Source organism: Novosphingopyxis iocasae, assembly GCF_014334095.1.
GTDB classification, from domain to species: Bacteria; Pseudomonadota; Alphaproteobacteria; order Sphingomonadales; family Sphingomonadaceae; genus Novosphingopyxis; species Novosphingopyxis iocasae.
Window position 1 is genome coordinate 465045 of record NZ_CP060495.1, and the last position, 11624, is coordinate 476668.

Here is an 11624-nt window from a genome sequence, read left to right on the forward strand (position 1 = left end):
GGCAAGTCTGCATGACACGAAACGCACCTGTCGATATCCCGCTTGCCGCGACTGAACCGGACCGCGACTGTCCGCTCTGCCCCCGGCTGGTGGCGCTACGCGAGGAACTGCGCGCCGAGCATCCGGACTGGTGGAATGCGCCGGTTCCGGCTTGGGGCGATCCTGCAGCATGGCTCGCCATCATTGGCCTAGCACCTGGAAAGCATGGTGCGAATCGCACCGGGAGACCGTTTACGGGCGATTATGCGGGTGACCTTCTGTTCGAGACGCTGGCAAAGATGGGACTAGCCCGCGGGAGCTATGGGTCTGCGGCGGATGACGGGTTCGAATTGGACGGGGCCATCATCATCAATGCGGTGAAATGTCTGCCGCCCCAGAACAAGCCGACTTCCGCGGAAATCAACCAATGCCGGCAATTTCTTTCCCGGCAGGAGGAAGAGCTGCCCAGGGCCCGCATATTCATCGCGCTCGGGCGGATCGCGCATGATAGCTTCGTGCGGCACTGTGGCGGGCGGCTGGCGGATTTCCCCTTTGGTCACAACCGCAGACATACGCTGCCTGACGGGCGCATCCTGATCGATAGTTATCACTGCTCGCGATACAATACGAATACCGGCAGGTTGACGCCCGAGATGTTTGAGGCGGTCTTTGAGCAGGCGGAGGACTTGCGCAGAACGTAAGGCATTGTGCGAAAGCGGGGCGGATCCGTGCGCGGTGCCAGCCTCTGTTTTTGCAGGTGAAACGACTAAGCCATTGAATCTTCACGATGGCGTCTGTTTTTTGGGCGAAGAAGCCGTGACAGTAATGAAACAATTCGACGCTTTTCGCTTGCAACTGGCCGACCACATAGCGAAGTTGCGCGCCGATCGAGCGGCGCATGCCGCGATCAACTAGGGAGATTAAAATGCGTAAATTGGTTCTGGCCACCGCTCTGCTGAGCTCGGCCACGTTGATCACTGCTTGCCAGAGCAAGGAAGCTGATGCCGTCGAAGACAACGCCGAGGCACAGGCCGACGCGATCGACGAGCAGGCCGACATGGCGACCAACGAAGCCACCGAAGATGCGCTCGAGAACAAGGCCGACAAGGTCGAGGAAATGGGCGAAGAAAAAGCGAACGCCATGGATGACAACGGCGAAATCGCTCCCAGCGAAACCGGCGTTGGCGACACGCAGAACTAAGCTGCAAAGCCAGTTTGAAGAGCGGCCTCGGAGCGATCCGGGGCCGTTTTTCTTTGGGCTTCGCTCGTGTAAGTCGCGTTCGGCCGGGTTGATCGTCCGAGCGCCTTACCGATCCTCACTAAGACGGCCGTAGAGATCAGGGCGGCGATCACGGAAGAAGCCCATGCCAGCGCGGTGCTTGGCGGCCAGCGCGAGATCGACCGTGCTCACCAGGATGCCGGTTTCCCCGCCATCGAAGCGCTCTACCAATTCGCCCCACTCATCCGTTATGAAGCTGTGGCCGTAGAAGGCTTGTCCGTCTTCCACGCCGATCCGGTTGGCGGCGATCACCGGCATGCAGTTGGACACCGAGTGCCCCTGCATTGCGCGCCGCCACATGTGGCGCGTATCGAGCGTCGCGTCATATGGTTCGGAGCCGATGGCGGTGGGATAGAACAGCAGCTGCGCGCCCATCAGCGCCATCGCCCGCGCGCATTCGGGATACCATTGGTCCCAACAGATGCCGACGCCGATGCGCGTACCGAACATATCCCACGTCTTGAAGCCGGTGTTGCCAGGGCGGAAATAGTATTTTTCCTCATAACCGGGACCGTCCGGGATATGCGATTTGCGGTAGACGCCCATCAGTTCGCCCTCCGGGCCGATCATGGCGAGGCTGTTATAATATTGCTGCCCGTCTTGTTCGAAAAAGCTGGTCGGGATCGCCACCTTCAGCGCGGCCGCCAGCTTCTGCATCGCGAGCACGCACGGATGCTCGTAAACGGGGCGAGCGGTGGCAAAGAGCGCCTCTTCTTCCACCTTGCAGAAATAGGGGCCTTCAAACAGTTCGGGCGGCAGGATCACCTGCGCGCCGCGGCCCGCGGCCTCTTCCACCAGATCGGAAACGGCGCCGATATTGGTTTCGATATCGGCATTCAGGGCGAGTTGCAGGGCGGCGACGGTCAGCTTGGTCATGGGCGCCTTATTTGCCGCCCTTTAGCGCGAAGTCCACACTCACCGTCACCGTGCTCGTCGTCGTACCAGGCTGCAACGGCACGGATGCCTGCTCGGCAACCGGTGAGGCAGGGCGCACAATCGGCGGCGGCGCATAGGGCATCGGCCCGTCCTGCAGCGCGCCGTCGCGGATCGCGAGCACCCGTGAGATCTTGAGGCCCGCCGCACCGGCATAAGCCTCCGCCCGCGCCCGCGCTGCCTTGTATGCGTTGGTATAGGCGCTCATGCTTGCCGCTTCTGGATCGGACAGGCGCAAATCAGGACCGGACAGAAGGTTCGCGCCTGCACCAGTGGCTGCCGTTACCACCTGGCTGGCCCGGGCAATATCGCGCACGCGTACTTCTACGCTGTTATTGGCTTCATACTGCCCTTCCTGCTTGCCGTAGCCGATGCGGCTTACGCTGATCGTTTGCGTCCGCAAGTCCTTGTCCACCACACCCTGAGCCTTCAGCGCGGCGATCAGCTTCTCCATAGCCTCCGTATTGGCTTGGTTCGCGGCGGCGGCGCTGGGGCGGATCGTCTGGATGCCTGCGGTGAAACGCGCTTCGTCCGGCTGATTTTCGGCGCGGCCGGTAGCCGAGACCGTCAGCAGCGTTTCGTCACGATCTACACCGCGCGCATCGGGCTCGCGCTCCGCGCAGGCCGATAGGCTGCCAAGCAGCGCAATCGCGGCGAGGGGTGCCAGCTTCCAACATTCCCGGCTGACCAAAGATTGAGATATTCGCCGCCGCGCTGCTGCAAGGACCTGAACCGGGCGATGCCCGTCAAAAGGTTTGGCTATTTTCATGATCGACCCGATCCTCAGAAACGCAGCGCAGAACGCACGCCGCAATTCAGCATGATACACGGTTTCATTGTCGTCAATCTGCGTCGCTCAAGCGGATCTTCAGCGCAAAACTTGCCGTCAGCTTTTCCTCTTCGGCCACGGACCCATTTTGCTGCGAAAACGTTACACTCGCGTCATCATCAAAAGGGGCGCACATGCGCAACCTTATTTCTCTTGCATCGTCCGGTTTCACCGCCACCGTCTCCAAGCGCGGAGCGCAGTTGCAGTCGCTGGTCGATGGGGAGGGGCGGGATCTCCTGTGGCATGGAGATCCTCGTTACTGGAAAGGCAGAGCGCCGATCTTGTTTCCGGTAATCGGCACACTCCACAATGGCGGCTATAAGCTGGACGGTCGGCATTATGACATGCCGAAACATGGATTCGCGCGCGACAGGCTGTTTGAGGTTGCGCAGCACCAGCCCGGTGCCGCCACCTTTACCTTGCGTGACGATGCAGAAACCCGCACTCTCTATCCCTTCTCCTTCGTGCTGGAAGTACACTTCGTCCTTCAAGACTCGGAGCTGTCGATTACCGCAACGGTGAGAAATACTGGGGCGGATGCCATGCCCTTCTCCTTCGGCTTTCACCCTGCTTTTCGCTGGCCGCTGCCTTTCGATGCGCCGCGCAGTGCCCACCGGATCCGTTTCGGAAAAGGGGAGACTGTCCCGTTGCGCCGCATCGATGCGGAAGGTTTTCTGCGTCCCGAATCACTACCAACCCCGATCGCTGATAGTATCCTGACCCCGGATGATCGCCAGTTCGAAGAGGATGCGATGATTTTCAGCGGCGTCGAAAGCCGCTTTGTACGCTACGGCGCGCCGGGCCAGCCAGCGTTGGATGTCGCCTTTCCGGACATGGATGTTCTCGGCATCTGGACAAAACCGGGTGCGCCGTTCCTGTGTATCGAGCCTTGGTCCGGAATTTCCGAGCCGCAGAATTGGGAAGGTGATTTTCGAGAGAAGCCGGGCAGCCAGTTGCTCGCGCCGGGAGCGGATCGCCGTTTTACAATGAGCATTGCCCAGCAGGACGATTTCGACGCCGACTGAACGTCAGGCGTCTGCGGCGTCGACCCGGTTCGGCAGAAAGCAACATGTTCAGGCCGCGGCAGGCAGCCAGATCGCTGGTTTTCGGGGTTTGACGGTCTGATAGATTGAAACGCGGTCGCGGCCCTGCTTCTTGCTGCGATAAAGAGCATCATCGGCCTCGGCCAGCACCTGCTGGACACTGGTTCCACTCCTAATTGGCGCGATGCCAAAGCTGGCGCTGACAGCGCCTGCTTCGGGCAGGTCGGAGCGCATAGCGATCCGGAATGCCATTCGCGCTGCCTCGGCGGAATGCAGGGCATCGCCCATGGTAGCGCCGGGCAAAAGCAGTGCAAATTCCTCTCCACCAATGCGGGCGGCAGGGCCGCGCTGGCTGGCCAGGATCTGCGAGAGGCGACAAATGACCTTGTCTCCGACTGGGTGCCCGAAATTGTCGTTGATCGATTTGAAATGATCGATGTCGCACAGGATAAGCACGCCATCCTGGCACGCTTCCAAATGATCGTTGAAGGCAGCGCGGTTGAGCAAGCCGGTAAGGTCGTCGCGCTCGGCGCGGCTGCGATAACTGGATACCATCCCGCCGACCACCTTGGCGATCAACAGCGCGACGGATATCGGGCCGAGGATTGCCCAGGCGGTCAGCATATCGCTGAGAAGCGCATCCTGCGTGGCCGTAGAGAAGTGGGAATGTCCGCCAAGGATCGGTGACAGGATCGGGACGCGCAGCAAGAGCATCAGCGCGACACAAATTTGTGTGACCACGATCGCGCCGTCGAGGATCGAGTTGCGCCGCTGCGCGATGCAGCGCGCGCCGTCGCACACCGCGATCACCGCCGCGATCTGAAAGGGCAGGGTCTGCCAGAAGGCGTCGGCCCCGGCTGCCAACATTGCCAGCGACAGGCCGGTCAATGCGGCAATCGCGCCGTTCAACCACCCGCACGACAGCCCGGCGTTCACCGTCGCACGCAGAGCCTGGGCGAAACACCAATGCGCAATCGGCACGGTAAAGGTGATTATGGCGACGATGACGGCGCCATAATCTATAATTTTCATCGCCTGCATTTCAGCGGCGCCGATCACCAGTGACGCGGCCAACCAAGCCAACGCCCAGCGACCTCGCATCACGGCGAAACATATGCAGGCGAGCACCGCGAGCGCGGCAATCAGCGCCGTCATGACATCAAAGAAACTAACCGTCAGGGCCAAAGGCCGCTCCCCATGAAACAGGCCCTTGGAGATAATCCCGACTGGTTAATATGATTTTATCGTAGGCGTCAGGGCCGCTTGCGGAAGAGCAAAGTCATGCGATCGCTTTCGCCGATCCCTTCATATTTCGCGCGATCCTGATCCTTCAGCGCGAGGCTAGGGGGCAGCGTCCAGACGCCGTTTTCCCAGTCCGCGCTATCCGCGGGATTGGCATTAGCCTCGCTTGTGCCGACCAGTTCGAAGCCTTGCGACTGGACGAAATCGACCACGTCCTCTTCGCGCAGATAGCCCTTAGTGCCGTTCGCATAGTCTGCGCTGGCATCGGGCTTGGCCCGGTGCTGGACGATTCCGAGCATGCCGCCCGGCTTCAGCACGCGGCGCCATTCGGCGAGTTCGCGGTCGGCGACGCCCCAGCGCATCAGATTGTGCATCATGCGGATGACGAGCACGCGGTCCACTGCGTCGTCGAGGCTTTCGGGAAGATCGCCGCCGACATAGGACGGGATACCTTCGGCGGAGAGGCCGGTGCGCTCCGCCAGTTTGCCCGGGAAAGCGGCGGCGACCGCAGCGGCGTTCTTGCGATAGCCCTCCGGCACGCCCTCGGCATCGGGAAGCTGCACTGCGATAAAGCGGCCCTTTTCCGCCAAATAGGGCGCCAGGATGTCGCTGTACCAGCCGCCGCCGGGGGCGTATTCCACCACGGTCATGTCGGGCTCGACATCGAAAAAGGCCAGCGTTTCAGCCGGGTGGCGATAGACGTCGCGCGCGCTGTCCTTGCTCCGCCATTCGCCGCGCAGCACCTGATCGAGCTGATCGCGCGCTTCGGCGGACATGGTGGGGGTGACGGCGTCCTGCGCCTGCGCCCCGGCAAGCGGGGTGGCGGCGAGCGCCGCGGCGATGATCCAGTTCTTCATGGGCTTTCCTCTCGGCTGTCCTTCTCCGCCCGAGGCTATAGCGCGGGAAGTTGCTGGCTGCAGCAGTGAAAGGAGCCGCCGCCGCGAATGACGCCCTGTGCGTCGACGCCCACGGCTTCGCGGTCCGGAAACAGCGCGCCGATCGCGCGGACCGCGGCATCGTCATTGGGGCGGCCATAGGTGGGGACGACCACGGCGGCATTGCCGATGTAGAAGTTCATGTAACTGGCGGGCACGATCTCCCCGTCCTGTTCGAACCGGCCGGGCGAGGGCAGGTTGGTCACCTCTACACCGAAAGCGCGGGCGCGGCGGGCGGCATCGGCATAGACGTCGCGGTTGGGATCGGAACTGCCCGCGGGCTCGGGAATGGCGAGCACGCCCGGCGCAACGAAGCGCGCGAGATTGTCGACATGTCCGTCGGTATGATCGTTCATAAGGCCTTGGCCGAGCCAGAGGAGGCGATCGATGCCGAGGTCGCTCGCCAGCCAGCGTTCGATATCCTCCTGCAGCACCCCAGCGTTGCGATTGGGATGGAGGAGGCACTGCGCGGTGGTGACGGCAAGGCCGGTGCCGTCCCCGTCGATCGCGCCGCCTTCGAGGATCCAGTCGTTCGCGTCGAACGGAAGGCCGGCGCGTTCGCTGAGCGTTTCGGGCACGATTTCGTCGCCCGCCATCACATATTTGCCGCCCCAGCCGTTGAAGCCGAAGCCGCGCGCGCGAAGGCTGGTTCCGTCGCTGACCACAATCGGCCCGGTATCGCGCAGCCAGATATCGCCGAAGGGGATGACGGAGACGTTCACGCCTGGGCCGACGAGCTTTTGCGCGGTTTCGGCATCGGCATCGCTGCGCGCGATCAGCTCCACCCGCTCGCCCTTGCCGCCCGCATGGACGGCATCGGCAAAGGCCGCGACGTTTCTCTGCGCTTCCGCCTGCCCTGCGGGCCATTCTTCCGGATTGCCGGGAAAGCCGATCCAGACGGCGTCATGCGGGGCCCATTCGGCCGGGGGGAGGAAGGTGGAGGTCATAGTCAGATTGGGTCTCTACTTACTGTTCGCACGCCCGAACGGCGCCGAGGGTCGTTATTTTCGCTGGTCCGCCGTCTCGTCGCGGGTGGCGCGGAATTCGTCTCCCGGAACCCAGTTCGGCCAGTCGCTCGTCATCGCCAGTTCGCGGCCGATGCGGTAATAGAGGCGCAGGTCCGCCATCACGCCCGCCCAGTTCCAGTTGGGATCATATTCGTCCTTGGGTCCGTGATAGCGGTTCTCGACATAATCGGTGGCCGCCGCGGCACCGGCTGCGCGGCCGCCGTTCACCAGATCCTCGCCGCCCTCGAAATAGACCATCGGCACGCCTTTCTTGGCGAGGCTGAAATGGTCCGATCGGTAGTAATAGCCCTTCTCCGGCGTCGGCTCCGCCTCGGGTGTGCGTCCTTCGGCCTGCGCGGCGGCGGCCAGATAGCGATCGAGGTCGCTCTTGCCCATGCCGATAACTGTGAGGTTTTTCGCCGGGCCTGCCATCGAGAAGGCGTCCATGTTCACGCCGCCCACCGTCTTCGCCAGCGGATAGATCGGGTGATCGGCATAATATTGCGAACCGAGCAGGCCCGATTCCTCGGCGGTGACGGCCAGAAAGACGATTGAGCGGTCCGGGCGACCGGCCTTCGCCTGCGCCTCGGCTAGCGCGACCAGTGCGGCGGTGCCGGTGGCGTTGTCGACCGCGCCGTTGCAGATATCGTCGCCGTCGGGCGCGGGCTTGCAGATGCCCAGATGGTCCCAATGCGCGGTGTAGAGCACATATTCGTCGGGCCGCGTGGCGCCGGGCAGGATGCCGACGATGTTGTTGGACAGGGTGCGCGTGATGTCGTTGTCGAAGGAGAGCGAGGCTCGCTCGCCTAGCGGCACGGCCTTGAAGCCCTTGCGCCGCGCCGCCTGCATCAGCTGGTCGAGATCCTTGCCCGCACTTGCCAAAATCTTCTCCGCGACGGGTTTCTGGATCCAGCCGTTCACCATCGTCTGGTCAGCCCCGCCATTGTCCGACTGAGCGAGATATTGAGGGCCGGTCCAGCTGGATTCGACGACGTTCCAGCCATATGCGGCGGGCGCGGTATCGTGGATGATCAGCGCTGCCGCCGCGCCCTGACGGGCAGCCTCCTCATATTTATAGGTCCAGCGGCCATAATAGGTCATCGCACGCCCGCCGAAGGGACCGTCCAGACTCTGCGTGCCGAAGTCCGGGTCGTTCACCAGGATCACCACCGTCTTGCCCTTCACATCGAGCCCGGCATAATCGTTCCAACCTCGCTCGGGCGCGTTGATGCCGTAGCCGACGAACACCAGTTCGCTGTCCTTCAGGTCGATGCGCGGCTTTTCCTGATAGGTGCCGGCCACGAAGTCGTTGCCGTGCTGGAAGCTCATCGCCTGACTGCCGCCAGTGATGGTAAGCGGCGAGAACTGTTTCGCGGTGATCTCCACCAGCGGCACTTCCTGGAACCAGCTGCCGTTGTTGCCAGGCTGCAGGCCCGCTTCCCGGAAGCGCTTCACCAGCAGCGCCTTAGTCTTTTCCTCGCCGATCGTGCCCGGCGCACGGCCCTGAAACTCGTCCGAGGCGAGCTGGCGCGTCACCTCCTTCATGGTCTGCTCGGACAGCTGCGGCGGTGCGATGGTGCCTGCATCCGCAACCTCCATATCGCCGCCCATCGGGGCGCGGCCGGTAAGCTGATCGAGGCTGGCGGTGGCGGCATCGGGCACATGGGTGCAGGCGGCAAGCGTCGTGACGGCGGCGGCGGCGAGCAGATGGGCTTTCATGGATTTCCTCTCGAGAGCGATAGCGCTTTGCGCCCAATCTGGCAGAGGGCGGGAAGGGGCGCAAGGCGCGCGCGCCGGGCTAAAGTCGTTCGGCACACCGCCGCACGCCGCCGGGCATTTGCTCAAACGAAAAAGGGCGGCCCAAGCGGACCGCCCTTTTTAAATTCGTCGGATCGAACCGATCAGCGCGAGTAGAACTCGACGACCAGGTTCGGTTCCATCTTCACGGGGTAGGGCACCTCGTCCAGCGTCGGGACGCGAACGAAGCTGACCTTGTCGTTGCCGCTGGCCGAGACATAGTCCGGCACGTCGCGCTCGGCGAGGCCCTGCGCTTCGATGACCAGTGCCATTTCCTTGGCCTTGTCACCCAGGCTGATCTCGTCACCGACGGCGATCTGACGGCTGGCGATGTTGCACTTCACGCCATTCACGCGGATGTGGCCGTGGCTAACGAGCTGACGGGCGGCGAAGATGGTGGGGGCGAACTTGGCGCGGTACACCACCATGTCGAGGCGACGCTCGAGCAGGCCGATCAGGTTCTGGCCGGTATCGCCCTTCATGTTGCTCGCCTCGGTATAGGCGCGCTTGAACTGCTTCTCGGTCACGTCGCCATAATAGCCCTTGAGCTTCTGCTTGGCGCGCAGCTGGATGCCGAAGTCGCTCAGCTTACCCTTGCGGCGCTGACCGTGCTGGCCGGGGCCATATTCGCGGCGGTTGACCGGGGACTTCGGACGGCCCCAGATGTTCTCGCCCATACGGCGATCGAGTTTATACTTCGAAGATTTGCGCTTCGACATGATGCATCTCCAATATGCTTTGACGTTGGTCCCGGTATCGCACCGCCCTGCCAGAAACAGAACGCGGCTGCCGCTTCACCGGGGTGCGGAGCCCATTGCGAAGGCGCGCGGATAGAGCGAGTGGACGGCAAAGTCAACCGGAGCGCGGTTTTCCGGTCTTGTGATGTAGGACTACGAAGAGCGACATCATCGCACGCTCTTGGCCTTCGTCCATATCAGTTCATCCGCGCTCCCTCGACATCGTCTTCGGCGCTGCTAGAGCAGCGCGCATGACTGAAACGCAAAGCACGATCGACCCTGCGGACTGCACCACTATGACGGAGGTACGCGAAGGCGTGGATGCGGTGGACCGCGCGCTGGTGGACCTACTCGTCCGGCGCTTCGGCTATATGGATGCCGCGGCTCGCATCAAGCCGGAGCGCGGCGCGGTACGAGACGAATCGCGCAAGGCGGCGGTCATCGACGCGGCAGCGGAGCGTGCGGAGGCTGCGGGTTTGCCCGAAGACGTGATCCGCGCGCTGTGGGATCAGCTGGTCGAAAGCTCGATCGCTTATGAATTGAAGCGTTTCGACGCGCGTTAATCGCTCTCGATCGGGCGTCGTTCCAACCGGCTGAGCACGCCGCGCATCGAGCGCACCTGGCCGCTGTTCCAGCCCGGCTGGGTCAGCAACGTGCGCAGCATCCGCCGCGTGGCGGGCGCGCGGTCGACCGGGTTGAAATAGCCGCGTTCCTCCAACAAGCCGTCGAGATGGGCGATCAGCCCTTCAAGCTCCTCCTGCGGTGCAGGGGGCTCGTCCTCCACGCGCGTGGGCTGCGCCAACGACGCGTCATGCTTGGACCATTCATAGGCCGTCAGGATCACCGCCTGCGCCAGGTTGAGCGATCCGAACTCCGGGTTGATCGGCACCGTCACGATCGCGCGGGCAAGCGCCAGATCCTCGGTCTCCAGACCGGAGCGCTCGGGGCCGAACAGGATCGCGCTGCCCCCGTTGGCGCCGATCCACTCCTTCGCCGCCGCCTCGGGCGTCAGCACGGGCTTGGTGACGCCGCGCTTGCGCACAGTGGTGGCATAGACATGCGCACAGTCACCAACCGCCTCGGCCACCGTGTCGAAAACTTGCGCGCGTTCCAGCACCACATCGGCCCCGCTCGCCGCCGGGCCGGCGGAGGGGTTCGGCCAGCCGTCGCGCGGCGCTACGAGGCGCATGTCGGTAAGGCCGAAGTTCAGCATGGCCCGCGCCGCCTTGCCGATATTCTCGCCCAGCTGTGGGCGGACGAGAACGATGGCAGGCGGCGCGGGGCGGTTCGGTCGAGGCGTATCGGTCATCGGCGCGCTATGGCGCAAAGCCGCCGATCAACCAACAACCATTGCGGCGGGCGTCACAGCTGCCCGCGGATCGCGCCGTTGGGATAGTCCGCGGTGTGCACGTTGACATAGTACATGGACGGATCGGCGATGATCGATGCCGCGACAGCCTTGTCCACCTTGAGGCACCCGCTTGAGGCACCATTGGTGGGCGCATCGAGCGTCAACACGGGCGGACCTGAAACACCGCGTGCGCCCTTGTGGATATGCGCCGCCGTTGGGCGGCTGATGTTCTGAACGGTCAGATCGTAGCAGACCTGATTGAGCGTGGCGTCCGCGGTGACTTTCGCGGTGCCGGTGCCGTCCGGATCGCCGGGGCCGGGCACTTCCTGCTGGCCGACGAGCGCGGTGTTGTAGCTCTCGCCCACCGTATCGGCCAGCGTGGCGCAGCCGCCAAGGGCCGTTGCTGCGCCCAGAATGCCGAGCGCCAGCGCGCCCTTTGTCGTGATCGTCATCTTGCTATCTCCCGCTTGGGTGGCCCGCATGGGGCCGGTG

14 protein-coding genes are annotated in these 11624 nt (G+C 63.3%); 4 read left to right on the forward strand and 10 right to left on the reverse strand.

Annotated elements, in window-relative coordinates:
• Positions 1 to 11 precede the first annotated feature (11 nt).
• Together H7X45_RS02265 and H7X45_RS02270 are read left to right on the forward strand one after the other, a co-directional pair.
• Positions 12 to 680 (forward strand): uracil-DNA glycosylase, encoded by a 669-nt coding sequence (locus H7X45_RS02265; protein WP_187335948.1) that lies wholly within the window; start codon positions 12 to 14, stop codon positions 678 to 680.
• Between the two features lie 224 nt (positions 681 to 904).
• The gene (locus H7X45_RS02270; RefSeq protein ID WP_187335949.1) at positions 905 to 1180 is read left to right on the forward strand and encodes a hypothetical protein; all 276 of its coding nucleotides are present in this window, start codon (positions 905 to 907) and stop codon (positions 1178 to 1180) included.
• Between the two features lie 105 nt (positions 1181 to 1285).
• Here the strand turns inward: H7X45_RS02270 and aguB are convergent, their stop codons facing one another.
• From aguB to H7X45_RS02285, 3 genes are all read right to left on the reverse strand, one after another.
• Positions 1286 to 2134, reverse strand: coding sequence for an N-carbamoylputrescine amidase (gene aguB, locus H7X45_RS02275; protein WP_187335950.1), 849 nt, complete (start codon positions 2132 to 2134; stop codon positions 1286 to 1288).
• Positions 2135 to 2141: 7 nt separating this feature from the next.
• Entirely contained in the window at positions 2142 to 2960 is an 819-nt protein-coding gene (locus H7X45_RS02280; protein ID WP_187335951.1) for an SIMPL domain-containing protein, read from the reverse strand.
• A 73-nt stretch (positions 2961 to 3033) separates the two neighbouring features.
• On the reverse strand, positions 3034 to 3192 hold the full coding sequence (locus tag H7X45_RS02285) for a hypothetical protein (protein ID WP_187337200.1): 159 nt from the start codon (positions 3190 to 3192) through the stop codon (positions 3034 to 3036).
• A gap of 28 nt (positions 3193 to 3220) precedes the next feature.
• Here H7X45_RS02285 and H7X45_RS02290 point away from each other — a divergent pair, with 28 nt between their 5' ends.
• Complete coding sequence (locus H7X45_RS02290; RefSeq protein WP_246449582.1) at positions 3221 to 4045, forward strand: aldose 1-epimerase family protein; 825 nt, start codon at positions 3221 to 3223, stop codon at positions 4043 to 4045.
• Between the two features lie 48 nt (positions 4046 to 4093).
• On the opposite strand, the gene H7X45_RS02295 is transcribed toward H7X45_RS02290, so the two are convergent.
• From H7X45_RS02295 to rpsD, 5 genes are all read right to left on the reverse strand, one after another.
• Complete coding sequence (locus tag H7X45_RS02295; protein ID WP_187335953.1) at positions 4094 to 5248, reverse strand: GGDEF domain-containing protein; 1155 nt, start codon at positions 5246 to 5248, stop codon at positions 4094 to 4096.
• Between the two features lie 68 nt (positions 5249 to 5316).
• Positions 5317 to 6162, reverse strand: coding sequence for a class I SAM-dependent methyltransferase (locus tag H7X45_RS02300; protein WP_187335954.1), 846 nt, complete (start codon positions 6160 to 6162; stop codon positions 5317 to 5319).
• 35 nt (positions 6163 to 6197) lie between these two features.
• Positions 6198 to 7187 (reverse strand): agmatine deiminase family protein, encoded by a 990-nt coding sequence (locus H7X45_RS02305; protein WP_187335955.1) that lies wholly within the window; start codon positions 7185 to 7187, stop codon positions 6198 to 6200.
• Between the two features lie 54 nt (positions 7188 to 7241).
• Positions 7242 to 8966, reverse strand: a complete 1725-nt coding sequence (locus tag H7X45_RS02310) for a M28 family metallopeptidase (RefSeq protein WP_187335956.1) — start codon at positions 8964 to 8966, stop codon at positions 7242 to 7244.
• 182 nt (positions 8967 to 9148) lie between these two features.
• Positions 9149 to 9763, reverse strand: a complete 615-nt coding sequence (gene rpsD / locus H7X45_RS02315) for a 30S ribosomal protein S4 (RefSeq protein WP_187335957.1) — start codon at positions 9761 to 9763, stop codon at positions 9149 to 9151.
• 269 nt (positions 9764 to 10032) lie between these two features.
• Between rpsD and H7X45_RS02320 the strand changes: the two genes are divergently transcribed.
• Positions 10033 to 10344: a chorismate mutase gene (locus H7X45_RS02320; RefSeq protein ID WP_187335958.1), complete on the forward strand. Its 312-nt coding sequence runs from the start codon at positions 10033 to 10035 to the stop codon at positions 10342 to 10344.
• Here the strand turns inward: H7X45_RS02320 and H7X45_RS02325 are convergent.
• Both H7X45_RS02325 and H7X45_RS02330 read right to left on the reverse strand, forming a co-directional pair.
• Complete coding sequence (locus tag H7X45_RS02325) at positions 10341 to 11090, reverse strand: RNA methyltransferase (protein WP_187335959.1); 750 nt, start codon at positions 11088 to 11090, stop codon at positions 10341 to 10343. The genes H7X45_RS02320 and H7X45_RS02325 overlap by 4 nt on opposite strands.
• A gap of 53 nt (positions 11091 to 11143) precedes the next feature.
• Positions 11144 to 11584 carry a CHRD domain-containing protein gene (locus H7X45_RS02330; RefSeq protein WP_187335960.1) on the reverse strand — a complete coding sequence of 147 codons (441 nt, stop codon included), beginning with the start codon at positions 11582 to 11584 and terminating at the stop codon, positions 11144 to 11146.
• Between the last annotated feature and the right edge of the window lie 40 nt (positions 11585 to 11624).

Coding starts and splice junctions, on each gene's coding strand:
- H7X45_RS02265 (WP_187335948.1), top strand. CDS start 12: ATGACACGAAACGCACCTGTCGATATCCCGCTTGCCGCGACTGAACCG.
- H7X45_RS02270 (WP_187335949.1), top strand. CDS start 905: ATGCGTAAATTGGTTCTGGCCACCGCTCTGCTGAGCTCGGCCACGTTG.
- aguB (WP_187335950.1), bottom strand. CDS start 2,134: ATGACCAAGCTGACCGTCGCCGCCCTGCAACTCGCCCTGAATGCCGAT.
- H7X45_RS02280 (WP_187335951.1), bottom strand. CDS start 2,960: ATGAAAATAGCCAAACCTTTTGACGGGCATCGCCCGGTTCAGGTCCTT.
- H7X45_RS02300 (WP_187335954.1), bottom strand. CDS start 6,162: ATGAAGAACTGGATCATCGCCGCGGCGCTCGCCGCCACCCCGCTTGCC.
- H7X45_RS02305 (WP_187335955.1), bottom strand. CDS start 7,187: ATGACCTCCACCTTCCTCCCCCCGGCCGAATGGGCCCCGCATGACGCC.
- H7X45_RS02310 (WP_187335956.1), bottom strand. CDS start 8,966: ATGAAAGCCCATCTGCTCGCCGCCGCCGCCGTCACGACGCTTGCCGCC.
- rpsD (WP_187335957.1), bottom strand. CDS start 9,763: ATGTCGAAGCGCAAATCTTCGAAGTATAAACTCGATCGCCGTATGGGC.
- H7X45_RS02320 (WP_187335958.1), top strand. CDS start 10,033: ATGACTGAAACGCAAAGCACGATCGACCCTGCGGACTGCACCACTATG.
- H7X45_RS02325 (WP_187335959.1), bottom strand. CDS start 11,090: ATGACCGATACGCCTCGACCGAACCGCCCCGCGCCGCCTGCCATCGTT.
- H7X45_RS02330 (WP_187335960.1), bottom strand. CDS start 11,584: ATGACGATCACGACAAAGGGCGCGCTGGCGCTCGGCATTCTGGGCGCA.